The sequence below is a fragment of the Halovivax cerinus genome (genome assembly GCF_024498195.1).
Classification (GTDB): Archaea; Halobacteriota; Halobacteria; order Halobacteriales; family Natrialbaceae; genus Halovivax; species Halovivax cerinus.
In genome coordinates this window covers 1,834,945-1,858,503 of the sequence record NZ_CP101824.1, presented here as the reverse complement: position 1 = coordinate 1,858,503, position 23,559 = coordinate 1,834,945, and the positions used below count along the sequence as shown (strand labels likewise).

General features: G+C 66.4%; 23 protein-coding genes and 1 tRNA gene. 16 read left to right on the top strand and 8 right to left on the bottom strand.

Annotation, left to right across the window (positions count from 1 at the left end; translation table 11 throughout):
- Positions 1-485: 485 nt before the first annotated feature.
- Together NO366_RS08575 and NO366_RS08570 are read right to left on the bottom strand one after the other, a co-directional pair.
- On the bottom strand, positions 486-1,442 hold the full coding sequence (locus NO366_RS08575; RefSeq protein WP_256533911.1) for an electron transfer flavoprotein subunit alpha/FixB family protein: 957 nt from the start codon (positions 1,440-1,442) through the stop codon (positions 486-488).
- Between the two features lie 55 nt (positions 1,443-1,497).
- Complete coding sequence (locus NO366_RS08570; protein WP_256533910.1) at positions 1,498-2,289, bottom strand: electron transfer flavoprotein subunit beta/FixA family protein; 792 nt, start codon at positions 2,287-2,289, stop codon at positions 1,498-1,500.
- A gap of 19 nt (positions 2,290-2,308) precedes the next feature.
- Here NO366_RS08570 and NO366_RS08565 point away from each other — a divergent pair, with 19 nt between their 5' ends.
- The 3 genes from NO366_RS08565 (at position 2,309) to NO366_RS08555 (ending at position 3,771) form a co-directional block, all read left to right on the top strand.
- Positions 2,309-2,467, top strand: a complete 159-nt coding sequence (locus tag NO366_RS08565) for a hypothetical protein (protein WP_256533909.1) — start codon at positions 2,309-2,311, stop codon at positions 2,465-2,467.
- Between the two features lie 92 nt (positions 2,468-2,559).
- A complete protein-coding gene (locus NO366_RS08560; protein ID WP_256533908.1) occupies positions 2,560-3,057 on the top strand; it encodes a TRAM domain-containing protein in 498 nt (165 codons plus the stop codon).
- Between the two features lie 93 nt (positions 3,058-3,150).
- On the top strand, positions 3,151-3,771 hold the full coding sequence (locus NO366_RS08555) for a DUF309 domain-containing protein (RefSeq protein ID WP_256533907.1): 621 nt from the start codon (positions 3,151-3,153) through the stop codon (positions 3,769-3,771).
- Positions 3,772-3,801: 30 nt separating this feature from the next.
- Here NO366_RS08555 and NO366_RS08550 read toward each other — a convergent pair whose 3' ends face one another.
- Together NO366_RS08550 and azf are read right to left on the bottom strand one after the other, a co-directional pair.
- Complete coding sequence (locus NO366_RS08550) at positions 3,802-4,206, bottom strand: hypothetical protein (protein WP_256533906.1); 405 nt, start codon at positions 4,204-4,206, stop codon at positions 3,802-3,804.
- Positions 4,207-4,347: 141 nt separating this feature from the next.
- Complete coding sequence (gene azf / locus NO366_RS08545) at positions 4,348-5,118, bottom strand: NAD-dependent glucose-6-phosphate dehydrogenase Azf (protein ID WP_256533905.1); 771 nt, start codon at positions 5,116-5,118, stop codon at positions 4,348-4,350.
- A 155-nt stretch (positions 5,119-5,273) separates the two neighbouring features.
- Between azf and NO366_RS08540 the strand changes: the two genes are divergently transcribed.
- Positions 5,274-5,675 (top strand): dihydroneopterin aldolase family protein, encoded by a 402-nt coding sequence (locus NO366_RS08540; RefSeq protein ID WP_256533904.1) that lies wholly within the window; start codon positions 5,274-5,276, stop codon positions 5,673-5,675.
- A 243-nt stretch (positions 5,676-5,918) separates the two neighbouring features.
- Complete coding sequence (locus NO366_RS08535; protein WP_256533903.1) at positions 5,919-6,326, top strand: DUF5790 family protein; 408 nt, start codon at positions 5,919-5,921, stop codon at positions 6,324-6,326.
- A 23-nt stretch (positions 6,327-6,349) separates the two neighbouring features.
- Here NO366_RS08535 and NO366_RS08530 read toward each other — a convergent pair whose 3' ends face one another.
- Positions 6,350-7,090: a creatininase family protein gene (locus NO366_RS08530; RefSeq protein ID WP_256533902.1), complete on the bottom strand. Its 741-nt coding sequence runs from the start codon at positions 7,088-7,090 to the stop codon at positions 6,350-6,352.
- Positions 7,091-7,237: 147 nt separating this feature from the next.
- Between NO366_RS08530 and NO366_RS08525 the strand changes: the two genes are divergently transcribed.
- Positions 7,238-7,582 (top strand): DUF5789 family protein, encoded by a 345-nt coding sequence (locus tag NO366_RS08525; protein WP_256533901.1) that lies wholly within the window; start codon positions 7,238-7,240, stop codon positions 7,580-7,582.
- A gap of 37 nt (positions 7,583-7,619) precedes the next feature.
- Here NO366_RS08525 and NO366_RS08520 read toward each other — a convergent pair whose 3' ends face one another.
- Complete coding sequence (locus NO366_RS08520; protein WP_256533900.1) at positions 7,620-9,554, bottom strand: ABC transporter ATP-binding protein; 1,935 nt, start codon at positions 9,552-9,554, stop codon at positions 7,620-7,622.
- A 201-nt stretch (positions 9,555-9,755) separates the two neighbouring features.
- Between NO366_RS08520 and NO366_RS08515 the strand changes: the two genes are divergently transcribed.
- The 9 genes from NO366_RS08515 (at position 9,756) to NO366_RS08475 (ending at position 19,829) form a co-directional block, all read left to right on the top strand.
- A tRNA-Val gene (locus NO366_RS08515) sits at positions 9,756-9,829 on the top strand.
- 517 nt (positions 9,830-10,346) lie between these two features.
- Complete coding sequence (locus tag NO366_RS08510; protein WP_382274129.1) at positions 10,347-11,555, top strand: LeuA family protein; 1,209 nt, start codon at positions 10,347-10,349, stop codon at positions 11,553-11,555.
- Between the two features lie 508 nt (positions 11,556-12,063).
- Entirely contained in the window at positions 12,064-13,941 is a 1,878-nt protein-coding gene (gene ilvB / locus NO366_RS08505; protein WP_256533898.1) for a biosynthetic-type acetolactate synthase large subunit, read from the top strand.
- Positions 13,938-14,705 carry an acetolactate synthase small subunit gene (gene ilvN, locus NO366_RS08500; RefSeq protein WP_256533897.1) on the top strand — a complete coding sequence of 256 codons (768 nt, stop codon included), beginning with the start codon at positions 13,938-13,940 and terminating at the stop codon, positions 14,703-14,705. The genes ilvB and ilvN overlap by 4 nt, the downstream gene beginning before the upstream one ends.
- 305 nt (positions 14,706-15,010) lie before the next feature.
- Positions 15,011-16,096, top strand: coding sequence for a ketol-acid reductoisomerase (gene ilvC / locus NO366_RS08495; RefSeq protein ID WP_382274127.1), 1,086 nt, complete (start codon positions 15,011-15,013; stop codon positions 16,094-16,096).
- Complete coding sequence (locus NO366_RS08490; protein ID WP_256533896.1) at positions 16,096-16,614, top strand: hypothetical protein; 519 nt, start codon at positions 16,096-16,098, stop codon at positions 16,612-16,614. The genes ilvC and NO366_RS08490 overlap by 1 nt, the downstream gene beginning before the upstream one ends.
- Positions 16,611-18,029 (top strand): 3-isopropylmalate dehydratase large subunit, encoded by a 1,419-nt coding sequence (gene leuC / locus NO366_RS08485; protein WP_256533895.1) that lies wholly within the window; start codon positions 16,611-16,613, stop codon positions 18,027-18,029. Before NO366_RS08490 ends, leuC begins: the two co-directional genes overlap by 4 nt.
- Before the next feature lie 55 nt (positions 18,030-18,084).
- Positions 18,085-18,765: a 3-isopropylmalate dehydratase small subunit gene (leuD, locus tag NO366_RS08480; RefSeq protein ID WP_256533894.1), complete on the top strand. Its 681-nt coding sequence runs from the start codon at positions 18,085-18,087 to the stop codon at positions 18,763-18,765.
- The gene (locus NO366_RS08475; protein WP_256533893.1) at positions 18,762-19,829 is read left to right on the top strand and encodes an isocitrate/isopropylmalate dehydrogenase family protein; all 1,068 of its coding nucleotides are present in this window, start codon (positions 18,762-18,764) and stop codon (positions 19,827-19,829) included. The genes leuD and NO366_RS08475 overlap by 4 nt, the downstream gene beginning before the upstream one ends.
- Before the next feature lie 90 nt (positions 19,830-19,919).
- Here the strand turns inward: NO366_RS08475 and NO366_RS08470 are convergent, their stop codons facing one another.
- Positions 19,920-21,122: a GNAT family N-acetyltransferase gene (locus tag NO366_RS08470; protein WP_256533892.1), complete on the bottom strand. Its 1,203-nt coding sequence runs from the start codon at positions 21,120-21,122 to the stop codon at positions 19,920-19,922.
- A gap of 179 nt (positions 21,123-21,301) precedes the next feature.
- Here NO366_RS08470 and ilvD point away from each other — a divergent pair, with 179 nt between their 5' ends.
- Entirely contained in the window at positions 21,302-23,032 is a 1,731-nt protein-coding gene (gene ilvD, locus NO366_RS08465; RefSeq protein ID WP_256533891.1) for a dihydroxy-acid dehydratase, read from the top strand.
- Between the two features lie 86 nt (positions 23,033-23,118).
- Here ilvD and NO366_RS08460 read toward each other — a convergent pair whose 3' ends face one another.
- The gene (locus NO366_RS08460) at positions 23,119-23,403 is read right to left on the bottom strand and encodes a hypothetical protein (RefSeq protein WP_256533890.1); all 285 of its coding nucleotides are present in this window, start codon (positions 23,401-23,403) and stop codon (positions 23,119-23,121) included.
- Between the last annotated feature and the right edge of the window lie 156 nt (positions 23,404-23,559).

Genomic DNA, 23,559 nt, shown 5'->3' with positions numbered 1-23,559 from the left:
TCTACAGGACCCGGCACAACTCGGCTCCCACCGCCCGCCGATCACTCCGGTCGGACTCGCGGTTCTCACTCCTCCGCTCGCGGGTGGTCCTTCCCCTCGCACAGCCGAGGATTTCGCTGCTCACGGTTCGGTCCACTCACCGCTCGCTCTTCCGGCGTGACATCCTCCCACGGCTGACGCCGTGGGCGGTCTCCTCGTATCGGTGTAATCCGTCGTGCTTCCCGTCTGGCGAGGCTCGATCGTCGCGACTCGTGGCCCACTTCGCTCCCCGCTCGACACTCCCAGATTCTCACGCCGTCGGCGCTCCGAACCTCGCGCTCCGACCTACCCAGCTCACGGGTCACTCCGTTCCCCGTTCACAATACCGAGGTTCTCGCGCCTTCGGCGCTCCGAACCTCGCGCTCCAACCCTCGCAGCTCACGGGTCACTCCGTTCCCCGTTCACAATACCGAGGTTCTCGCGCCTTCGGCGCTCCGAACCTCGCGCTACTCGAACGCCTCGATCAACGCCGGCACGACGTCGAAGAGGTCGTCGTGGATCGCGTAATCGGCGATGTCCATGATCGGCGCGTTGGGGTCGGTATTTATCGCGACGATCGTGTCCGATCCCTTCATCCCTGCGACGTGCTGGACGGCGCCGGAAATACCGATTGCGAGGTAGACGTCGGGCGTCACGACCTTGCCCGACTGGCCGACCTGGCGGTTCGCCGGGAGCCAGCCGGCGTCGACGATCGGACGCGACGAGGAGAGCGTCGCGTCGAGTGCGTCGACGAGGTCGCGGATGAGGTCCAGATTCTCCTCCTCTTCGATGCCGCGACCGATCGAGACGAGCAGGTCGGCTTCGCTGATGTCGACGTCGCCGCCGGCGACCTCCTCGAAACCGGTCACGGTCGAGCCGACAGCGTCCTCGTCGATGTCGACGTCGAACGCCTCGATCGAGGCCTCGCCGGTCCCCTCCGCCTCCGGCCACTCACCTTCGCGGATCGTCGCGAGCGCGGCACCCGCATCGAGTTCCGTCGTCGTCTCGACCTTCCCGCCGTACATCTCGCGCGTCGCCACGAGGGAGTCACCGTCGAGTTCGAGACCGACGACGTCCGTCACGATCGGGAGGTCGAGGCGACCGGCGACGGCCGGCGCGTAGTCGAGCCCGTTCACGCTGTTGGGGGCGAGGACGTACTGCGGGTCGAGCGCCGCGTAGAGTTGCTCGATCGTCTGCGTGTAGACGTCGTGGTTGAACTCCTCGCCCTCGGCGACAGTGTGGACGACGTCGACGCCATCCCGAGCGAGTTTCTCCCCGAAGGATTCGACGTCGCCGCCGATGACGGCCAGGTGGAGGTCGCCACCCGTCGCGTCGGCGAGTTCACGCCCTGCCGTCGCGAGTTCGTAGCTCACCGGCCGCAGTTCACCGCGGCGGTGGTCGGCGATCGCGAGGACGTCCGTCATGCTGCCACCTCCAGAGCGGAACGCTGGCGTACTCGCAGGCGCTCACTTCGATCGCTCATGCGACCACCCCCTTCTCGCGGAGCAGTTCGGCCAGTTCCCCGGCGGTCTCTTCGGCGCCGCCCTCCCAGACGGTCGCCTCGCTCTCCGATTCCGGCTCGTACATGTCCGTCAGTTCGAGGCTCCCCTCGACGACGCCCGCGTCGAGCCCGACGTCGTCGAGCGTCAGGGCGTCGAGTTCCTTTCGCTGTGCCTGTCGAATGCCGCGCAGGCTCGCGTAGCGGGGCTCGTTGATACCCGTCTGGATCGTCAGCACGGCCGGGAGATCGACCTCGGTCAGTTCCTCGACGCCGCCTTCGAGTTCACGGCGAACGGCGGCCGTGCCGTCCGCGATATCGTGGTCGAGGGCGTTGACGACGGCCGCCCACTGGAAGTCGAGTGATTCCGCCAGCGAGACGCCGGTCGCCATCCAGCTGTCGTCGCCCGTCTGGACGCCCGAGAGGATCAGATCGGGATCTTCCTCGGCGACGACCGCCCGGAGGATCGCCGTCTTGGCGTGGACGTCGAGCAGGTCGACGCCGTCGAGTGCGTCGTCCCAGACGCGGATCGCACGGTCGGCACCTTTCGCGAGCGCCTGCCGGATCGTCTGTTCTGAGTCTTCCGGCCCGATCGTGACCGTGACGACCTCGTCGGCGATGCCCTCCTCCTGCAGCTGGACGGCCTCCTCGACAGCGTAATCGTCCCACTCGTTCAAGTCTGCGCTCAGGTACTGGTCGGCGATCTCGGTCCCGTCGATCTCGAACTCGTCGTCGACGGTGGCCACCTCCGCGACCGTTACGAGGATCTTCATCGCGTCGAACTCCGTCCGCATGCCCGTAAATGCTTTCGAAACCGGATTCGTCGCGTCGACAGTTGATCACGTCTCCCGGGAACAGCGATCGCTTCCGGTCGGTACCCACGCCGTCATCGCGCCCGCTGTCCGAACCGCGGTCCCTGGTCGTGACGAACTGGCCGAGCGCCGTTCCTGAGTGCGAGGCTGTGGACGCTGCTCGAAATCGGCAGGTCTATCCCCCTGTGCGTGATACGCAAGCGGTTTAACGCTGCCGCCGCTACGGAACCCATGGCAGATTGTCCACTCGCCGACGAGTGTCCGAGTTTTTCGGAGCGGATCGCTGGCATGGGGTGTCAGCACTACGGCGACAAGGGCGGCAAGGAGTGGTGCAACCACTACAACCAGCCCATCAGCGAGCTCAAGACCCAGCCCGTCAAGAGCGGTGAGGAAGTCGTCGTCGAGATCGTCGACATGCACGAAAGCGGCGCGGGCGTCGGCCGTACCGAGGACGGGTTCATCGTCATGGTCGACGGCGTCCTCCCGAAAGCACGCTCGCGCGTCGAGATCACCCGCGTCCACAGCAACCACGCCCGTGGCGAGGAGGTCGAGCGACTCCCGCTCGACCCCGACGAGGACGAAGCCGACGGCGAGGACACCGACGCAGCGGACGAGGACGACGACGCGACCGACGGTGAGGACACCGACGAGGAAACCGACGAAGAGCGGACGGACGACGGTCCGACCCGCCCGCATCTCGGGAGCCGCGAGAACTTCTGGGGCTCCTGAGGCTCGCCCCGTCCGGACACCCCGTTCACGAGTGGAATCTGTACCCGTCCGTCTCCCGTATCGCTTTTGCCGACACCGTTCGAAGAGTCGACCATGCGAACCCCGCTCCGGGCCGGGATCGCCGTCTACAACGAAGGTCACTACCACGCCGCCCACGACGCCTGGGAGGACCACTGGCTCGACCTCGAAGCCGGAACCGCCGACGAACGATTGCTCCACGGGTTGATCCAGTTCACGGCGGCCGTCCACCACGCCCGGCGTCGTAACTGGGAGGGAAGCGTCGGCCTCGCGCGGAGCGCCGGTGAGTATCTGGCGGACCTTCCGCCGGACTACCGCGGGTGTAACGTCGACGCCATCCGGCGATTTCTCGCCGACCTCGCCGACGATCCGGCACTGATCGAGCGACGGGCTCCGCTCGCGCTCTCCCACGACGGCGACATCCTGACGCTGGAGGAGTGCTCGCCGCCCGAGATCGCCGTCGCCGCCGCGGTCCTCGCCGAGGAGTGGGGGTACGACGGGGCGGTCGTCGAGCGAGCCGGTAAGTTTCTCGGAGACGAACTCGGTCGAGAACGAACCGGGACGCCGTTTCTCGCGCTCCTCAGTGAGTTCGCTGCGGGCGACCCGGCGAATCGAGACGTGGTCTACCAGCGACTCGGACAGCACGTCGAAAGACGCGAGGTCCGCGAGAGCGACGTCGAGGGCCTCTTCGAGTGACGACAGACGGCCCAGCGTGATCGAGTGATCCTACGTCGCCAGCCGCGGGCGAACCGTCGACCAGCCGCGGCGCCAGACGAGGGCGTAGCCGAGCGCCAGCCCCAGGGCGCTCAGGACGAGACTGTAGACCGACTGCGTGATCGGATCCGGAGGAGCGAGCCCGGACGCGAGGATGCCGGCCGACGACGCGACGAACATCGTGCCGACCAGTCGTTCGGTGCGGTCCATCGGCGCCGTGCGTCCCGGGAGCCTCCGTCGGTGAACGAGGTACGCTAGCGCGACGACCGGGAGGGCGACGGTGGCGACGGCCCACAGCCACGCCGGATCGGCCCCGCGCTGGGTCGCGTCGATGTAAATCCACCAGGCGAGGAGGATCGCCGACGCCGCAAAGAGCGCCATGGAGAACAGGAAGGCGAGGACGAGTGCCGGTACCATACGTCGTTACATTCGCGCCGTCACACAAATATCTATCCAGTGAGAGTGTGAAATCACTGCGGTGGAGGCGGAGGAGCGTCGCGGAAGGAACGAACCGTCGGTTCCATGTACGGCGATCGTACGATCCCGGTCGAAGGGGCTTCAGCGATCCGACCCGACTCGTTCGTCGCCGTTCCACTCCGCGGAGTTGTCCCGCGGCTCGTACCCCAGAACCTCCTTCGCGCGGTCGATCGAGTAGTACTTCCGGTCGTTGTCGGAGATGCCGTAGACGATCTCGAACCCGTAGTCGGCCTCGATACAGCGTTCGAAGAGGTGCGCACAGTCGCGATAGGAGAGCCACATCGCCTGGCCGCGCTCGTAGTCGATCGGCGGGTGACCCTTCGTGAGGTTACCGATGCGGACGCAGGCGACCGAGAGGTCGTACTCGTCGTGGTAGTACCGCCCGAGGAGTTCGCCGGTGGCCTTCGAAACGCCGTAGAGGTTGCCAGGGCGCGGGAGTTCCGTCCCGTCGAGGCGGAACTCGTCGTCCTTTCGATACATATCAGGCGTGCGCTCGTCAGTCTCGTAGTGGCCGACCGCGTGATTCGAGGAGGCGAACGCGACCGTATCGACGCCGGCGTCGATGGCCGCCTCGTAGACCACGCGGGTACCGTCGATGTTGTTCGGCAGCACGCTGGACCACGGCGCTTCCTTACGCGGGTCGCCCGCGAGGTGTATCACCGCGTCGATGCCGTCCATCGCCTCGCGGACGGCCTCCTCGTCGGTGATGTCTGCGACGACGAACTCGCCCGGCATCTCCTCGGTCGGCGGGTCGCGATCGAGCAGCCGCCACTCGTAGTCGTCGGCAAGCTCGCCCAGGACGGCCGAGCCGACGCGACCCGCCGCCCCGGTCAACAGGACCGACTGTGCCATTCGTCCGTCCGAAAGGTGTACCCGGATACGTAGCTTGCGGTCTGGGACGAGCGGTGACGACCACGGTGAAAAACGCCCGCGCAATCGCCAGCCGACGGCGGACCGATGGCCGGTCGATCGGAACGTCCATTGCCCGGGCGACCCACCGAACAGCCATGAATCAGACGCCACCGGAGAGCCCGCCCAACGCGGCCGAGCCCACGCCCGGAGAGGTCGCCTGTTTCGAGGCCGGGATCAAGTTCGGCTCGCTGTACCACCAGTTCGCGGGGACGCCCGTCTCGCCCGCGAACTCGGACAGCATCGCCCGCGCGATGGAAGAATCGATCGAGAACCAGCCCCACTGCGTGGATGTCAGCGTCGAGGTCGATGTCGACGCGATCCGGGCCGAACTCGCGGCGTCGAGCGCCGACTACACGGAGCTGACCGGCCGATTCCTCGAGGTCGAGGTCGTCGTCGAGTACGAGGAGCGCGGCGTCACCGCCCGGATGGCGCTGGAGGACGGCTATCCGCTGATGCAGGTTACGGAGATCTCCCGCCCAGCCGACCGGGACGACTGATCGAGTGGGCGACGTCCCGATTCCGACTGTTCGGTTCGGGGACGGCTCGAATCGGGCTAGCCGGTTCGGAGACGTATCGCCTCGTCGGCGAGACGCCCCTGTTCGCGACGCGTCGACGACGCGCTTCGCGACTCGGCAACGTTCCCGGGCGTAAAGAATATCGCCGGTAAACCACTTCGCGACCCAGTTTTCACTTTCACTTTCGGGCGATCGTTTAACCCCGATGGCGAAGTACCGTCGGGCATGAGTCAGGCCTCACTCACCGACGACGACCTGTTCGGCGAGGCGGCGACCGAGATGCGCGAGGACGTCGAATCCTCGCTGGCCGACGCCCGCGACGCCCTCCCCGCCGCGGACGAGATCTGGGAGACGGACGCCGACAACGTCCTCGGTGCGTTGAACGGGCTAAAGTCCGCACTCGACACGGGCGACGCCGCGGACCACCTCCGTGACGCCAAGAAGTGGTACACGATGGGCGAGCGCGCCGACGCGTTCGACGACGGCGACGATCTCGCCGAAGAGATCGAGACGCTAGAGTCGACGGTCGAGGACATCGAGACCGCCGGCGAACAGGTATCGGACCTCACCTCGACGATCCCGGGGCTCCGGAGTACGCTGCAAGACGCCGACGAGGACGAAGACGAGGAGTGAGTGATCGAGTCACCGAACGATCCCTATTCTCGGTGTGACGACTCCGTCAGATCCCGCGATTCGACGGCAGCGAGGAGTCGCGCGAGCGACTCGGCCGCCAGTTCGAGGAGTTCCTCGCCGCGTGCAGCGTCGCCGTCGGCCGGGTCGCCGACGACGCCGTTGTCGGCGAAGTCGGCCGAATCGTGCGCGAGATTCGTGTGGCTCACCCACTCTCCCCAGCCGTCCGCGGCTCCGTCGCGAGCCTCCTCGACGCGGTCCTCGCGGACGAGGTCGGGATCGATCGCCCGCAAGAGGCTCGTCTCCAGCGGGCCCGCGTGACCCATGTCGGCCGAGTGCTCGCCCACGGCTTCGAACCAGGTGAACGCGACGGCGTACGCGTCGTCGTGGCGGCTGCTCTCGGCGGTGACCTCGGTTAGGGCATCGACGTTACCGCCGTGGCCGTTGACGACGACGACGCGGTCGAACCCGTGGTGTGCGAGGCTCCGGACGCAGTCGCGGACGGTAGCCCGGAACGTGTCGGGTTCGAGCCAGAGTGTCCCAGCGAAGTGGCGGTGTTCTTCGGCGACGCCGACTGGGAGCGCGGGTGCGACCGCGACATCGCCGTCGAACGCCTCGACGCCGGTCTCGGCGACCGCCGTCGCTGCCAGGGTGTCGGTGCCGAGCGGCGCGTGTGGACCGTGCTGTTCCGTGCTCCCGACGGGGAGGACTGCCAGGTCAGTGTCCAGATCGGCCGCGTCCGGCCACGCGGCTCGTTCGAGGTTCATACCCGGCTCGACGGGCGGTCGGGCCTTGTAAGCTCCGTCTCTGCGGGGTGCAGGAACGGCGAACCTCCGCGTTCCGACCGATAGCTGGCACCCGTACACGCGTTGGCAGGGCCAAGGGGTTTCCGACGGTCCCCCAACGAACCGGGTATGAGCGACTCAAATCGCGAGCAAGGTGTCGAGCTGGGCGACCTCGGGACCAAGCTCCATGAGCACGATTACCCCGCCAGCCAGGACGAGTTGCTCGACGCGTACGGGGACGAGGAACTGTCGATGGAAGAGGAGACGACGACGTTTCGAGAACTGCTCGAACCGTTCAACGAGGATCGGTACGAGTCACCGGTCGAAGTCGAACAGGCGATCGTGACCATGGTCGGCGACGAGGCGATCGGGCGGAAGAACTACAGCGACCGGACGCCCCCGGCACCCGGCGAGGACCGGCAGGACGAGGGGGCACCGGGACAGGAGGGGCAACGGGAACAGGAGTCGTTCTGAGATGAAATCCGTCGAGCGCCGCCGCGGTTCGGAGAGGTCAGTCGTCCTGCTGTGACTCCGTTCGTGCGGTCCGACGCTGGGCGCGTTCGATGAACTCCTGTGGGAGTTCGTCGATTTCGCCTGCCTGGACGCCCCAGAGGTGTGCGTAGAGGCCGCCGTTGTCGAGGAGGTCGTCGTGGGTGCCACGCTCGACGATCTGTCCGCCCTCGAGGACGACGATGGTGTCGGCGTCCTTGATCGTCGAGAGGCGGTGTGCGATGGCGAACGTGGTCCGATCGGCCGCGAGTTTGTCGATCGAGCGTTGGATCAGCATCTCCGTCTCGGTGTCGACGTCACTGGTCGCCTCGTCGAGGATGAGGATTTCGGGGTCCTTGAGGATCGCCCGCGCGATGGAGATGCGCTGGCGCTGGCCGCCGGAGAGTTTGACGCCGCGTTCGCCGACCTCGGTGTCGTACCCTTCGGGCAGGTTCTCGATGAAGTCGTGTGCTTCGGCCATCTTCGCGGCCTCGATCACTTCGTCGCGGGTCGCGTCGAAGGTCCCGTACGTGATGTTCTCCTCGACGGTCCCGTAGAACAGGAACGAGTCCTGACTGACGTAGCCAGTCCGCTCTCGCAAGCTTCGGAGGGTGACGTCCCGGAGGTCCTGGCCGTCGATCCGGATTTCGCCATCGTCGATGTCGTACATCCGCAGCAAGAGCTTCAGAATCGTGGACTTGCCGGCACCGGTCGGACCGACGAGCGCGAGGGTTTCGCCACCTTCGACGTCGAAGTCGACGTCCTCGATGATGGTCTCGTCGTCGTATCCGAACGTAACGTGATCGTACTCGACGTGCCCGTCGGTGACCTCGAGTTCCGTCGCGCCGGGGTTCTCCTCGACGCGGCTGGGTTCGTCCATCAGGCCGAACATGCGCGCGGACGACGCACGAGCGCGCTGATACATGTTGATGATCTGCCCGAACTGGGCCATGGGCCAGATGAAGCGTTGCGTGTAGAGGACGAAGACGACGAAGTTCCCCTCAGTCAGCGTGCCGGAGAACGGTCCCGGTGCCGTGCCGTTGAACACCCAGAGGCCGCCGACGACGAACGTGATGACGAAGCCGACGCCGGCGATGACCCGGAGACCTGGGAAGAACTTGATCCGGGTCTCGATGGCGTCCCAGTTGGCGTCGAAGTAGTCCATCGAGACGTCGTCGACGCGGTCGGATTCGTAGTCCTCCGTCGTGCTCGACTTGATGACCTGGATCCCGCCCAGGTTGTTCTCCAGTCGGGAGTTGACCTTCCCGACCGTCGAGCGGACCCTCGCGTACTTGGGCTGGATGATCCTGACGAACACGTACGTGAAGGCGGCGATCAGCGGGACCGGCAAGAGCGCGACGAGCGCCAGTTGCCAGTTGATCCACAGCAGCAAGCCGCCGATTCCGAGGACCATCACCGACATCCGGAACAGGGAGTTCATTCCGTCGTTCAAGAATCGCTCGAGCCGGTTGACGTCGTTCGAGAGGATGGACATCATCTCCCCCGTCTGCTTGTCGGAGAAGAAATCCATGTTGAGGCGCTGCATCTTGTCGTACGTGTCGGTACGGACGTCGTGCTGGATGTTCTGGGCGAACGAGTTGAACCCCCAGTTTCGCGTCCAGTGGAATACCGCGCCGAAACCGAACGCGCCGACTAACACGGCGATCGTGAACCAGAACTGACCCTCAGGGTCGGTGGGCAACCAGCCGTCTGGCAGGACGACGAGCGGAATCTGCTCGGAGAACGTCCCCTCGTTCCGGAAGATCGAGTCGAGCGCGATCCCCAGCATCAACGGCGGCAATAGATCGAGCAGGCGAGCGAAGATACTCGCGAAAATTCCGACCAGCGCCTGGAACTTGTACCGAGCCCCGTACTCGCGGAACAGCCGCTTCATCGGGTTCTCGATCTTGTCCCGTTGTTCCTCGAAGGGATCGTCTTCCTCCCACTCGACACTCATTACACCGGGATGTGGGATACGCGCCAATAAATATTCCCTTCGAATCGAAATAGCAATTCGACCACACCGACAGGACGGCCGACCGAACCGGACGAATCGACCCGAAGCAGGTCGACCGGGACCGACGACACGCACCCATCGACGCGACCCCCCGAACGAGAAAGTAACAGTTATTCACCCCGAACCGCTTTCCGTGTATACGGGCTCGTGGTCTAGCTGGTTATGACGTGGCCTTTACAAGGCCGAGGTCGGTGGTTCGAATCCGCCCGAGCCCACTAATTCTGCGCCGAGCGACAGCGAGGCGCGAATTCGTGATCGAGGGCGGTTCGAATTAGACGGCGCCGAGCGGAGCGAGGTGACGGCGTAGTTCGAATCCGCCCGAGCCCACTCCTGCCGGCGCGAACAAATCGTGAGCGCCGGCGGTGTGACGTGAGGGCGATTCGAATTATACGGAGGTTCTGCGAGCGGAGCGAGCAGGTTCTCGGGAGTAGTTCGAATCCGCCCGAGCCCATATGTCTGCCGCGAGCAAACCGTGAGCGGCAGAACTCTGACGAGAAGGCGATTCGAATTAGACGGCGCCGAGCGGAGCGAGGTGACGGCGCAGTTCGAATTCGCCCGAGCCCTCCAGTCGGCGAAGACGAATCTTCGATAGTAAATCCCGGGCCAGGAGAACGTGAAGAGTATAAAATATCATTATAAACCAGGTGTGGCAGGCAACGTTCAGTTCGACCCGTGAGTTTAAGTTCATACGTTCATTTGATTCGGGTGCAATGACGACACCAGAGGGCGCCTCTGTCACCCGGCAGGGGAGTCGAGTTCTTCGACGGTAATGAAGTGGCTACTGTAGCCGAGATTGACGACGCACGGATTTTCGATACCACCTTACGCGACGGCGAGCAGGCAGCACGCGTCTCGTTCACCTACGAGGACAAGCGTGAGATAGCGGCGGTACTCGACGAGATGGGGACGCACGTCATCGAGGCGGGCTTCCCGGTGAACTCGGAGGCGGAGTTCGAGGCCGTCCACGACATCGCTGGCGCGTGCGAGACGACCGTCTGCGGGCTCGCGCGGGTCGTCGAGGATGACGTCGAGGCGGCGCTCGACGCGGGCGTGGACATGGTTCACGTGTTCGCGTCGACGTCGGACGTACAGCTCGCCGACTCGATGCACTCGACGCGTGACGCGGTCGAGCGCCGTTCGGTCGAGGCGGTCGAACGCGTCGCCGAGGCGGGCGTCGAGTGCATGTTCTCGCCGATGGACGCCACGCGGACGGAGCCGGCGTTCCTGGCCGAGATGGTCGAGGCCGTCTCGTCCGCGGGCGCAGACTGGATCAACATCCCCGACACCGTCGGCGTCTGTACGCCGAAACGCATGGGTGAGCTGGTCGAGTTCGTCGGCGAGCACACCGACGCCGCGATCGACGTCCACTGCCACGACGACTTCGGCATGGCGACGGCGAACGCGGTCGCGGGGATCGAGGCGGGCGCCGCGCAGGCACAGGTTTCGGTCAACGGAATCGGTGAACGGGCGGGCAACGCCGCCGCAGAAGAGGTCGTGATGGCGCTCGAATCGGTCTACGGGATCGACACGGGTATCGACACGACCCGATTCGTCGAACTCTCCTCGCTCGTCGAGTCGCGTAGCGAGGTATCCGTCCCCAGGAACAAGCCGGTCGTCGGCGAGAACGCGTTCAGTCACGAGAGCGGCATCCACGCCGCGGGCGTGATCGAGAACGCGGAGACGTTCGAACCCGGCGTGATGACCCCCGAGATGGTCGGCGCCGAGCGCGCGTTCGTCCTGGGTAAACACACCGGCACCCACAGCGTTCGCAAGCACCTGCGAGAGGCGGGGTACGATCCGACCGACGAGCAGGTGCGCGAGGTCGCGACCCGCGTCAAATCTTACGGCGCCACCGAAGGCGAGGTGACCGCGGAGGTCGTCGATCGGTTCGCGAGTGAGGTCGACGTCGACCGACGACGCGTTCACGAGGGGCCGATCTGATGGACGCACGCGACCGGGTGATCGCACCCACCAGTCAGTCGGCAGTTTCGACCCCTCGACGACCGCCCCGCGGCACGGTCCGGTGGGCGCGATGGCCGATGCGTCGGCGACGCCGATCGGACGCGCCACGAGGGCCGAGACCGGTGCGGCTGTCGGACAGGCGGTCGAAGCGACCGACGTTCCAGATCCGCCGAGCAACCGGTACGATCCGCACCGAACGGTGCGAACGTTGCGAGCGGCGAAAGCTATATACGAACGGCCTGCTTTCGCCAGAGCACAGTGCGACCGAACGCTCCCACGCACGTCCAGTTCGCGGCCACGGGAGCGGTCGCTGCGATTCTCGGCGGTTCGATTATTGTAGGGGCCTAGTCCCCTACATCACCCCATTCTCACCGACCGGACGTATCGTCGAACGCAAGCGACGCGGCTGTCGAGTCGGTTTCACCGGCCATCGCCGTCGCGGCTCGCGTTCGAGTTTCCCACGCGAACCTACCGAGAACATGCGCACATGACAGACGCGAAGCCGAGGCACAGAGAGTACACAGACGAAACGGCAAGTCGGGGTGCAGCGGCGGATTCGACCGACGATGGAATTGCACGGAACGACGAGAGCGATCCCCGACAGGAGGAGACGAACCAGGATCGATCACACGAGACGGACGACGACGGTCCCGTCTCGACCGGCGCGGAGGCCATCGCCCGGGCGCTCGAAGCGTCCGGCGTCGAGTCGGCCTTCGGGATCCAGGGCGGGGCGATCATGCCCGTGTACGACGCGCTGGCGTCGTCGTCGGTCCGGCACGTGACCATGGCTCACGAGCAGGCGGCCGCCCACGCGGCCGACGCGTACGGGGTCGTCGCGGGTGAACCGGGCGTCTGCCTGGCCACCTCCGGGCCAGGTGCGACCAACCTCGTCACCGGCATCGCCGACGCCAAGATGGATTCCGACGCGATGCTCGCGCTGACGGGACAGGTCCCGAGGGACCTCGTCGGCAACGACGCGTTCCAGGAGACGGACACTATCGGCGTCACACGCCCGATCACGAAGTACAACGCGTTCGCCGACGATCCGAACACCATCGGTGCCGTCGTCGAAGACGCGTTTCGTCGCGCCGGGTGCGACCGGCAGGGACCGACGCTGGTCGACCTCCCGAAGGACGTCTCGCTCGCCGACGTCGACGAGCACGCCGAGTTCGACGACACGACGTCGACGGAGGCTCGATCGGACGGTGAACGGAACCCGCGCGCCGATCCCGACGGCGTCGAGGCGGCCGCTCGAGCGATCGAATCGGCCGAACGGCCGGTCTGTCTGTTCGGCGGTGGCGTCGTCGCGGCGGATGCGAGCGACGTCGCGACGACCTTCGCGCGCACGTACGAGATCCCCGTGACGACGACGATGCCGGGTCTCGGGTCGTTCCCCGAGGACGACGAGTTGGCGCTGTCGTTCGCCGGCATGCACGGCACCGGCTACGCGAACATGGCGATTACGCACACCGACTGCCTGATCGCCGTGGGAACCCGGTTCGACGACCGCCTGACGGGCGGCATCGATACGTTCGCGCCCGAGGCAGACGTGATTCACGTCGACATCGATCCGGCCGAGATCAGCAAGAACGTCCACGCGGACTATCCGCTGGTCGGCGACGCGGGTGCCGTCCTCGAACAGGTGTCGGCCGCGATCGAATCGCCACCGGCTGCCGAGGACTGGCGCACACAGTGTACGGAGTGGAAAGAGACGTATCCGCTTACGTACGCGATGAACGACCACGAGCCGCTGAAACCGCAGTTCGTCGTCGAGGCGTTCGACGCGGCCACGGCCGACGACACGATCGTGACGACCGGCGTCGGCCAGCACCAGATGTGGGCCTGTCAGTTCTGGACGTTCACCGAGCCGCGCACCTGGGTGTCCTCACACGGGCTGGGAACCATGGGATACGGTCTTCCGGCAGCTATCGGGGCGCGAATCGCCGCGGACGAGGCGGGTGAGACAGACCGCGACGTCGTCTGTTTCGAGGGCGACGGCTCGTTCCTGATGACGATACAGGAGCTGTCGGTCGCCGTTCGTGAGAATCTCGACGTCACGATCGCGGTCCTCAACAACGAGCACATCGGTATGGTGCGCCAGTGGCAGGATGCCTTCTTCGAGGGCCGCCGGATGGCCTCGGAGTACGACTGGGTGCCGGCGTTCGATACCCTCGCAGAAGCGTTCGGTGCGCGTGGCTTCCGCGTCGACGATCGGGACGACGTCCCGGCGACCGTCGAGGCGGCACTCGACTACGACGGCCCGTCAGTGATCGACTTTCACGTCGATCCGGAGGAGAACGTCCTGCCGATGGTCCCCAGCGGTGGGGCGAACGGCCAGTTCGCGCTCTCGGAGGACCACCTATGAGCGGCGACGGTACAGGTCGATCGGACGACGAGAGCGAACAGAACGCCAGTCTTCCCGGTCAGGCCCCGTCCGAGCGGCCACACCCGGAGGCACGACGAAACACCGACGGGATACGGATCGATCCTGTCGTCGAGGCCGAGCACGAACCCCGCCGGGCGGTCGTCTCCGCCCTGGTCGATCACGAACCGGGCGTACTCGCGCAAGTGTCCGGCCTTGTTTCGCGCCGGCAGTTCAACATCGAGAGCCTGACCGTCGGACCGACGACCGTGGACGGCCACGCCCGGATCACGATGGTCGTCGAGGAGACCGACCCGGGCATCGACCAGCTCAAAAAACAGCTCCGAAAGCTTTCGGCCGTCATCTCGGCGGGCGAGATCGCGGGAGAGACCGTCTCCCGCGAACTGGTCCTCGTGAAGGTCCGCGGCGACGCCCCGGAACAGGTCCAGGCGATCACCGAGATGTACGACGGCGAGACGCTCGACGCCGGTCCGCGGACGATCACCGTCGAGCTCACCGGCGACGAGGCACGGATCGACGCCGCGATCGACGCCTACCGACAGTTCGGCATCGTCGAGATCGCTCGCACAGGGGAAACCGCCCTCGCGCGCGGTGACGTGCCGACGACCCCGGGCGAACAACCTGCACCAGGCTGTGATACCGACGACCGGGAGCGGACGGCCCAACCGAGCGCTGACGACGGGAGTGCTGTGCCGACCGAACCAGCGGCCCGAACGGACGGCGGTGAGCGACGTCCGACCAAGTGAGAACGAGACAGAGATCACCAGACCACTACATGAACGATACAAGACAGACAGACGACGCACGGACCAACCACGAGCGGACGGTCGATCGGATGGCCGAACGGCAGACGGAACGGACGACCGTCACGGTATCCGAACGGACGACCAGCGAACCGACAGGGGACGAGACGACGACCGCCGGCAGATCGACGGAAACGGTTACGACGGCGGTACTGGACGAGACGACGCTGAACGACGTGACTGAGAGTATTACAATGGACGACGTGACTGACGGGACGACGGCGAACGACGTGACGCACGAGACGACAGTGGACGGAGCGAGGACCAACGGTGAAACCGAACGACCGAAGCGAGTCGTCACGGATGGCGGCACGGACGTCGACGACGAGTCGCCATCGTTCGACGCGACAGTCTACTACGAGGCGGACGCCGACAGGGAGTACATTTCCGGGGAGACGGTAGCCGTCCTGGGATACGGCTCGCAGGGCCACGCACACGCGCAGAATCTCGCCGAGAGCGGCGTCGACGTCGTCGTCGGTCTCAGGGCGGATAGTTCCTCCTGGTCAGCCGCGGAGGAAGACGGTCTGCGAGTCGCGACGCCGGACGAAGCCGCAGCGCAGGCGTCGGTCGTGAGCGTCCTGCTCCCGGACACGGTCCAGCCAGACGTCTACGAGGCGTCGATCGAACCGAACCTCGAACCGGGCGATACCCTGCAGTTCGCCCACGGGTTCAACGTCCACTACAACCAGATCACGCCGCCAGAGGGCGTCGACGTGACGATGATCGCGCCGAAGTCGCCGGGCCACCTGGTCCGTCGTAACTACGAGAACGACCAGGGGACGCCCGGCCTGCTGGCGGTCTACCAGGACGCGACCGGGACCGCACGCGAGCAGGCGCTTGCGTACGCCGACGCGCTCGGGTGTACGCGCGCCGGCGTCGTCGAGACCACGTTCCGCGAAGAGACGGAGACCGACCTCTTCGGCGAGCAGGCCGTCCTCTGTGGCGGCGTCACCGACCTGATCAAGGCTGGCTTCGAGACGCTCGTCGAGGCGGGGTACGCGCCCGAGATGGCGTACTTCGAGTGTCTGAACGAACTCAAGCTCATCGTCGACCTGCTGTACGAGGGTGGCCACATGGAGATGTGGAACTCGGTCTCCGACACGGCCGAGTACGGCGGCCTCACCCGCGGCGAGAGCGTCGTCGACCGCGATGGAATGGACGAGATCCTGACGAACGTCCAGAACGGCGAGTTCGCTCGCGAGTGGATCAACGAGAATCAGGCGAACCGGCCGGCATACACCCAGTATCGCGAGGCCGAAGCGAACCACGAGATCGAGCGCGTCGGCGCCGAACTGCGAACGCTGTTCGCCTGGGGCGACGCGGAGGGCGAGTGATGAGCGACGCGAACCGATCGTCGAACGACCCGGACCCGACCCGAGACGGCGGAGCGGCCGGAACCGAACCGAGAAGCGACCGAACCTGCGAGACCATGTCAGAGGAGACAGAACATCACGACCGAACCGAGGCAGAAACGCACCGACCCGACCCGACCGACGCGAGTGAGGGCGACGCTCGAGCGGCTGTCGATCCCACGCCAGCGAGTGACATCAGCGGGCCGTCGGCGAACGGCCGAAGCAGCGGGGGAGATACCCCGAGACGGGTCAAAGACAGGGATCACACGTCGCCAGTCGAGGGCCCCGAACGCACGTTCGACCGCTACCACGAGGGTCGCTCGGCGCGAACGGACGGTGGCCGACGGCGGAGTACGGACGATCCAACCGACGCGTCGGAATCGCCATCGGACAACGACGAGACGCCCCGGCGAGTGAAGGACAGAGATCACACGTCACCGGTCGACGGTCACGTACGGACCTTCGGTCGCGGCGGCGAATCGAGCGACCGGTCGAAATGAGCGAGGGAACCCTCTACGACGCGGTGTGGGACGCCCACCGGGTCCAGACCCTCCCGACCGGCCAGGATCAACTGTTCGTGGGGTTGCACCTCGTCCACGAGGTGACGAGTCCGCAAGCCTTCGGTATGCTCGAAGAGCGGGGCTACGACGTGGCCTACCCCTCGCTCACGCACGCGACGGTCGATCACATCGTCCCGACGGCCGACCAGTCGCGCCCGTTCGCCGACGACGCGGCCGAAGAGATGATGCAGGCGCTTGAGGCGAACGTCTCGGCGGCGGACATCGACTTTTCTGACCCCGAGTCGGGGCGCCAGGGCATCGTCCACGTCGTCGGGCCGGAACAGGGACTGACCCAGCCCGGGACGACCGTCGTCTGCGGGGACTCCCACACCGCGACCCACGGCGCGTTCGGCGCGCTCGCGTTCGGCATCGGGACCTCCCAGATCCGGGACGTGCTGGCGACCGGCTGCGTCGCCATGGAGAAACAGCGCGTCCGCCGGATCGAGATCACCGGCGAACTCGGTCCGGGCGTCACCGCCAAAGACGTCATCCTCGCGATCATCCGCAAGCTCGGCACCGACGGCGGCGTCGGCTACGTCTACGAGTACGCGGGCGAGGCCATCGAGTCGATGGACATGGAGGGACGGATGAGCATCTGCAACATGTCGATCGAGGGTGGCGCCCGCGCCGGGTACGTCAACCCCGACGAGACCACCTACGCGTGGCTAGCCGAGACGCCCGAATTCGAAGACGACCCGGACCGACTTGCGGAACTGAGACCCTACTGGGAGTCGATCCGATCCGATTCCGACGCGACGTACGACGACGTCGTCGAGATCGACGCCTCGTCGCTCGAACCGATGGTCACCTGGGGAACGACCCCGGGACAGGGCGTCGGCATCACCGAGCCGATCCCCGACCCGGCCGAGTTGCCCGACGACGAGCGCGAGGTCGCCCGGGAGGCCCAGGATCACATGCGCGTTTCGCCCGGCGAGACCATGGACGGCTACGAGATCGACGTCGCCTTCCTCGGCTCCTGTACGAACGCGCGACTGGCCGACCTGCGCGCGGCGGCCGAAGTCGTCTCGGACCGCGAGGTCCACCCCGACGTCCGCGCGATGGTCGTCCCCGGCAGCCAGCGGGTCAAGGCGGCCGCCGAGCGCGAGGGCCTCGACGAAATCTTCCGCGACGCCGGCTTCGACTGGCGCGGCGCTGGCTGCTCGATGTGTCTCGGAATGAACGACGACCAGCTCGAGGGTGACGAGGCCTGTGCCTCCTCCTCGAACCGCAACTTCGTCGGCCGGCAGGGCAGTCCGGACGGCCGGACCGTCCTGATGAGCCCGAAGATGGTCGCCGCGGCGGCCGTCAACGGCACCGTTACCGATGTTCGAACGCTTCCGGAGGTGGTCGCATGAACGAAGCGAAGCGAGTTCATGCGAGTACGCCAGAGCTTGCTCTGGAGGTGACGGTATGAGCGATACTGACGGCGCTACAGCCGGCCCGGACCCGGTCGAGCACGTTAGTGGCACCGCCATTCCGGTCCGCGGCAACGAGATCGACACGGACCAGATCCTGCCGGCGCGCTTCCTGAAGGCGGTCACCTTCGAGGGACTCGGCCAGTTCGCGTTCTTCGACCAGCGATTTGATGAGACCGACGACCCGCTCGAGCATCCGTTCAACGACGACCGATTCACCGGTGCGTCGATCCTCGTCGTGAATTCGAACTTCGGCTGTGGCTCCTCGCGCGAGCACGCCCCGCAGGCGCTCATGCGCTGGGGGATCGACGCCATCGTCGGCGAGAGTTTCGCGGAGATCTTCGCGGGCAACTGCCTCGGCCTGGGCATCCCGACCGTGACGGCCGATCACGAGGAAGTCACTGCGCTGCAGGACTGGATCGACGACAATCCCGACGAGACGATCTCGCTCTCCGTCGCGGACGAGACCGTCACCTACGGCGAGACGGCGCTCGACGTCTCTGTGGACGAGGCCCAGCGGCGGGCACTCGTCGACGGCAACTGGGACACGACGGCGCTCATGCGCCAGAACCCCGAGTCCGTTCGCCAGACGGCCGAATCGCTCCCCTACGTCGACCTCGAACACGGCGACGGTATCGGGCGATCGGGAGGGACCGGTGGCGGTGACGGGCGATGACCGACGGAGCGCCCGGTAGTCGGAGCGACGAGCCCGGCACCGGCGACGATTCAGCAGGCGTCGATTCTGGCACCGGCGACGAGACGATCGTCGTGATCCCGGGCGATGGTATCGGCCAGGAGGTCGTTCCAGCCGCCGTCGACGTGCTCGAGGCGCTCGATCTGGGGTTCGAATTCGCGTCGTACGAGGCGGGCGACCACGTCGCAGAAGAGCGGGGCACGCCGCTCCCCGCGGAGACGCGCGCGGCCGTCGAAGCGGCCGAGGCGACCCTCTTCGGCGCCGCGGGCGAGACGGCCGCAGACGTGATCCTCCCCCTTCGGAGCGCCGTCGACTCCTTCGTCAACGTTCGCCCGGCCCGAGCGTACCCCGGCGTCGACGCCGTGCGGCCGGAGACCGACCTGGTCTTCCTCCGCGAGAACACCGAAGGCGTCTACGCCGGGCTGGAACACCGACTGAGCGATCAGGTCGCGACCGGGACGCGCCTGACGACGCGCGCGGCATCCGAACGACTCGCCGAGTTCGCCTGTTCCTACCTCGCGGACGTCGAGACCGACTCGTTCACGGTCGTCCACAAGGCGAACGTGATGGGCGAGACCGACGGGCTCTTTCGCGAGGCCGTCTTCGACGTGGCGACCGATCGCGGCGTCGAGCCCGACGAGGTCCTCATGGACGCCTTCGCGACGCGGGTCTGTCTCGACCCGACGCAGTTCGACGTCGTCGTCTGTCCGAACCTCGCCGGCGACGTGCTCTCCGACCTGGCGGCCGGCCTCGTCGGCGGGCTCGGCCTCCTCCCCTCCGCGAATCTGGGGCCCGAGCGCGGGCTGTTCGAGCCGGTCCACGGAACGGCACCCGACATCGCCGGGGAGGGTGTCGCGAACCCGAGCGCGACGATCCTCTCGGCGGCCATGCTCCTGGAATTCCTCGGCTACGACGCCGAGGCGCGAGCGGTTCGCGGGGCCGTCGAGTCCGTGCTGGAGTCGGGCCCACGGACGCCCGACCTCGGCGGCGACGCGACGACCGACGACGTCACCGGGGCGATCGTCGAACGGTTCGACGTCGAGTGACTGTATCTGACCGCAGCAATTCTGCGTCGGTCGCGAACGCCCGACGCAGAATTTGGCAACTACGTACCCGTAGAATTCGCGTCGAACCCGTCAGAACCCGGTGTCGACGTACGTCTGGTCACGAGGGAAGAGTCGATCGAGCGTCGCGACGACGTCGTCGGGCGCGTCGAGTCGTTCGAGATCGCTCGCCATGCGATAGCCGACGACGACCTGCGAGAGGGTCCCCACGTCGATGGCGAGGTCGGGGTCGGCGCCGCGAACGCGGTCGCACGTCGAGGTGCCGTCTTCGACGACGAGCCGGATCGGGTCGTCGTGCCAGTCGACGAGCGGGTCCTCGATGTCGATCGTCACCTCGGCGTCGACGGCCGGGAACGAGAGCGCTGGGAGCGTCTCGACGGCGTCGACGAGGCGGGCCATCGGCCCGTTCGACAGTTCGCAGTCGAGTTCGTCTGGATCGGTCGCGAGGTCCCGAAGTGGGACGTCGGTTGGAAGGGTGAACGAGAGTTCCGCAATCTGGGAGTCGTGGTTCGCGAGGTACGCACAGAGCGCGAGCAAGGCCTCGGTATCGCGGAACGCGAGATCGCGGACACGCATCGATCGGTCGCCCCACGATCCCTCGATGAAGTAGACGAGGTAGCCGCGCACCTCGCCGTCGTGTTCCCAGACGTAGGCGTAGGGGTCCTCGTCCCATCCCGTGAAGATGCGATGAGTCCACCAGTCGTCAGAGCGATCGATCGAGAGGGCGTACCGCTCTGCCATCGCGTCGTAGACGCCGGCGAGGAGCTCGTACTCGTCGGCGTCGACCGACCGGAACTCGCCCGGTTCGTCGAGTCGGTCCCGCGCGAACGAGAGAACCGACGGCTCGCAGGTGTAGGCGTGGCGCGAGGAGGCGGTCTCCCAGCCGAACTGGCGGTAGAAGCGGTAGCGAAACGGCCAGAGGAGTGAGAAGCGATCGCCGCGGTCGCGATACTCCGAGAGCGAACGGGCCAGGAGGTCCTCGATGTAGCCCTTCCGACGGTGTTCCGGGGGAGAGGCGACCATCGAGAGGCCGGGCGAGGGATGGTGGTCACCGCGGACGAGCGCGTCGAACCAGTGGTGCAGACAGACGACCAGCGGATCGTCGTCCGCCGTTTCGGTATCGAAGAGACCGCGGCGCGCGCCGAGTTGCATCCGCTCGGGATCGTCCTCGTCCGGGTCGAAGTCCACCGGGCCCGACTCGGGAGTGAAGCCGTAGCTGACGTACTCGCTGAACGCTTCGCGGTGGTTCTCGCCGAGGGGGCGATACTCGATCATACCAGATTTGACGGGTGCCATCTCCTATACGTGTCGGTTCGAGTACCGATTTTCCGGTCACGTGGATGGGCGAACTATCCACTCGCGACCACAGCAAACATGTTCCCCCGACCGGCGGGTACCCGACCAGTTTTGCACCACTGACGAGGCTTATGGTTCTCCGGCGCCGCTACGTGAGTATGTCACAGGAGATCCCTGAATCTCGAGAGAAACCACCAGACCTGCCGAGCAACGACGTCACCGAGGGCCCCGATCGCGCGCCACACCGGGCGATGTTCTACGCGATGGACTACGACGAGAGTGACCTCTCCTCGCCGATGATCGGCGTCGCGAATCCGGCGGCCGACGTCACACCCTGTAACGTCCACCTGGACGATCTCGCGAAGGCGGCGTGGACCGGCGTCGACGAAGCCGGCGGCATGCCGATCGAATTCGGAACGATCACCATCTCCGATGCGATTTCGATGGGCACGGAGGGGATGAAGGCCTCGCTCGTCTCCCGTGAGGTCATCGCCGACTCCGTCGAACTCGTCGCCTTCGGCGAGCGTCTCGACGGCCTCGTGACGCTTGCTGGCTGCGACAAGAACCTGCCGGGCATGATGATGGCGGCGATCAGAACCGACCTGCCGACCGTCTTCTGCTACGGCGGAACCATCCTCCCTGGCGAGTTCCACGGCGACGACGTCACTATTCAGGACGTCTTCGAGGGCGTCGGCGCCCACGCCGAGGGCGACCTCTCTCGGGAGGAACTCGACGAACTCGAACACGCCGCCTGTCCCGGCCCCGGCTCCTGCGCCGGCATGTACACCGCGAACACGATGGCCTCGATGAGCGAAGCGCTCGGCCTCGCTCCCCTGGGCTCCGCGACCGCACCCGCCGTTACGGACGAACGCGCCGAGATCGTCGCCGAGGCGGGCGCACTCGCACTCGAGGCAGTCGAAGCGGATCGACGCCCCTCCGACATCCTCACCAGGGAGTCGTTCGAGAACGCCATCACGCTCGACGTCGCGATCGGCGGGTCGACGAACTCCGTCCTCCACCTGCTCGCGCTGGCGGCGGAGGCCGGTGTCGACCTCTCGATCGAGGACTTCGACGAGATCTCCCGGCGCACGCCCCACATCGTCGACGTCCGCCCCGGTGGAACGCACGTGATGGCCGACCTCCACCAGCAGGGCGGGATTCCGGTCGTCCTCCGGCGGCTCCTCGAGGCCGACTTGCTCCACGGCGACGCGATGACTGTCACCGGGGGGACGCTGTCGGACGAACTCGACGCGCTCTCGCTGCCGGCAGACGACACGGTCGACCCGGCGGTCGTCCGCCCGATCGAGGACCCGATCCACGAAGAGGGTGCACTCGTCATCCTCAGCGGCAACCTCGCCCCCGACGGCTCGGTCCTGAAGGTGACCGGTGACGACGAACTCTACCACCAGGGTCCGGCCCACGTCTTCGAGCGCGAAGAGGATGCCATGGCGTGGGTACAGGAAGGGAACATCGAGTCCGGCGACGTCGTCGTCATCCGGAACGAAGGGCCCTGCGGCGGGCCCGGTATGCGCGAGATGCTCGGCGTCACGGCCGCCGTCGTCGGCCAGGGTCACGAGGACGACGTCGCGCTGCTCACCGACGGCCGCTTCTCCGGCGCGACGCGCGGGCCGATGATCGGCCACGTCGCACCCGAGGCGTTCGACGGCGGGCCGATCGGCGCCATCGAAGACGGCGATACGGTGACCGTCGACATCCCGAATCGCGACCTGTCCGTCGACCTCTCTGACGACGAGATCGCGTCCCGACTGGCGGCGCGTGACGATCCCGAACCCGCCTACACCTCGGGCGTCCTCGCGAAGTACGGCCAGGCGTTCGGATCGGCGGCCAACGGCGCGGTGACGAACCCGGCCGCGAAACGAGACGAGTGACCTCCTCCCACAGCTGACGCCGTGGGCTATCTCCTCGTGTCGCTGTAGCGCGCTCCACAGCAGGGTCCGACTGCGCCGATCGAAGATCACTCGTCGTCACGATCCGACGGCCGAAACTGGATACGGAGCCAGTCGGCTATCTCGATCGTCGAGAGGTCGGCCCCGAAGTAGACGAGCATCGAGACGGCGGTCGCGACGAAGACGACGGTCGGCTGACCGTTCATGAGAACGACGAACGCGCCGAACGCGAGCGTCAAGAGAGCGAACGAGCGCGGATCGGTGTTCGAGGTGCCGTCGGTAGTCATGGTGATGGCTCGAACGATTCGGGGAACCGGGACGCGGTACGGGACGACCTGTCTCGCCGGGTCCATACCACTCGATCGTACCCTGGTGCGGACGGGAGCGGTTGATATCGGCTCTCCCGAATCCTTCACGCACCACTAGAGTGGCGGGGATGATCAGTGTCCCCGACCCGATTCCGATACACCGCCTGCGACCGATTCGGTCGCTACGCGAGGGTTCGAACG